General features: G+C 36.2%; 3 protein-coding genes. All 3 read left to right on the forward strand.

The window, feature by feature from the left end; translation table 11 throughout:
* Positions 1-3 precede the first annotated feature (3 nt).
* The gene (locus VIP81_RS33755) at positions 4-141 is read left to right on the forward strand and encodes a GTP cyclohydrolase IIa (protein WP_414649333.1); all 138 of its coding nucleotides are present in this window, start codon (positions 4-6) and stop codon (positions 139-141) included.
* Positions 132-1,373 (forward strand): amidohydrolase family protein, encoded by a 1,242-nt coding sequence (locus tag VIP81_RS10930; protein WP_331959832.1) that lies wholly within the window; start codon positions 132-134, stop codon positions 1,371-1,373. The genes VIP81_RS33755 and VIP81_RS10930 overlap by 10 nt, the downstream gene beginning before the upstream one ends.
* A gap of 14 nt (positions 1,374-1,387) precedes the next feature.
* The coding region (locus VIP81_RS10935; RefSeq protein WP_331959835.1) for a RibD family protein at positions 1,388-1,686 on the forward strand (299 nt) is incomplete at its 3' end.

Raw genomic sequence — 1,686 nt, forward strand, 5'->3', positions numbered from 1 at the left:
AATATCAAGCTAAACTGTGGTATAGGCAGAGCTGCTACCGGTCGAAAAGCAGTACAAGCTGCAACAGAGGCCTTGGATACGATCCGAAGTCTTAGAGATAAAGGCATACTTCAACCTGTATATGAAATAGAATGGCACTAACTATTAGCAACATTAGTCTATTCATTGGCGAAAATCTTGAATACATTGATAAAGGATATGTAGTGGTGAAAAATGGAATAATAGAAAGTGTTGGCACAGGAGATTATAAGGGAAAATCCGATGGAGCAATTTATGATGGAGAAGGCATATTAGCAATTCCTGGATTTATTAATGCTCATACACATATTGGTGATTCCTTCGGAAAGGACATTGGAGTTGACGCGGCATTTGAGACAAGGATCCATCCGATATATGGTATCAAAAATAAGATCTTGCGAAAGAGCGAAAGAAAGCATTTAGTCAATTTTATGAGAAGTTCTGCAATGTCCATGATGAGAAATGGGATAGTTGCATTTGCAGATTTTAGGGAGGGCGGACTCGAAGGAATAGATCAAATTAAAGAAGCATTGTCAGGTTTATCGATCAAAGGTATTGTGTTGGGCAGACCAGAATTTTACCATGACTTATCGAAAGATTTTGTCAAAAATCCAAAATTGCCACCAGATGTAATAGAACTTGTTTTTCAGATTGCCAATGCAGCTGATGGGTTAGGCATAAGTGGAGCTAATGAGAATACAGATAATTCATTGAATGAGTACGGAAAAGTAATCCATAAAAATTCTTTGAAAAAAAAATTTTTGATAGGTATTCATGCTGCTGAATCACTTGAAACAACAAAAAAATCAATTACCGTAACAGGGAAAAGCGAGGTTCAAAGAATAGTATCAAAGCTCTTGCCAAATTTTGTTGTTCATTTAACACATGCATCTGATATGGATATTGAACTTGTTGCAAGAAAAAAAATTGGAATTGTTGTTTGTCCTAGAGCAAACGGCACTCTTGGTGTTGGAATACCAAGAATTTCCAAGATGTTGAGTTCAGGATGTTGTGTTGGTATTGGTACAGACAATATTATGATTAATTCTCCGGACATGTTTCGTGAGTTAGATTATGTCTGGAAAGTGTCCAGGACATTGGCGGATCGGCCAATTCCTGCACGAGAGATCCTAAAAATGGCCACAGTCAACGGAGGAAAAATACTCGACTTAAATTCTGGAGCCATAATGACTGGCAAGTCTGCGGATATTATATTTATTGACAAAAACAATTTGGATATTTCCCCCATGCATGACCCTCATGTTTCCGTAATACATAGAGCAAATGCAAGTTGTATTCTCAATGTTATGATAAATGGTAAATTTATAGATGGAGATGAATTTGGTTGTATGTAGTCCTAAACGCAGCAATGTCAATAGATGGTAAGATTACTACTAGGAAAAACGATTCATCAATTTCTTCTAAAATTGATTGGGTACGTGTCCACAAGTTAAGATCCACTGTCGATGGTATAATTATTGGGATATCAACTGTCTTGAAAGATGATCCTATGTTAAATGTAAGATACGCCAAAACGGTAAAGAATCCCGCAAGAATTATTATTGATTCAAAAGCAAGAATTCCATTAGATTCTAGAATTATGAGGTCATCAAAGAAAATTGAAACATTCGTGGCCGTAACTCATGATGCTTCTTTAAAGAAAATTAA

Source organism: Chitinophaga sp. (assembly GCF_036566945.1).
Taxonomy (GTDB): Bacteria; Bacteroidota; Bacteroidia; order Chitinophagales; family Chitinophagaceae; genus Chitinophaga.

Bases quoted from the DNA above. Each gene is read 5' to 3' on its own strand.
- VIP81_RS10930 (WP_331959832.1), top strand. From the start codon at position 132: ATGGCACTAACTATTAGCAACATTAGTCTATTCATTGGCGAAAATCTT.